Here is a 240-nt window from a genome sequence, read left to right as displayed (position 1 = left end):
GTGTCCTCGACCCCCACAGGGTCGAGGACACGAGCTCCTGGTTCGCGGCCAGCGACAGCGGATCCGTCGTGAGGTTCAGTGCGAGAGGGAACGCTCGCGAGGGCGCGCACTGATCGCCTTGCCCGCCGGTGCCCGGTGCCACCACGACGGTGGGCCGCGGACCGGAGCCGCGCCACGGCACGGCGGGGTCGATGTACGTCCCGGTGACGGCGACGGGCTCGTCGTTCTCGGTTCGCGAGG

The 240-nt window shown here is 72.5% G+C and carries 1 pseudogene; it reads right to left on the bottom strand.

The features are described 5' to 3' along the window. Positions 1-240: pseudogene (locus tag AC0IX4_RS23315) on the bottom strand (lipase); the annotation flags it as partial.

The organism is Rhodococcus sp. AC861, assembly GCF_979256035.1.
Note: the sequence above shows the minus strand (reverse complement) of the source record. Positions and strands in the feature narration are given on the sequence as shown.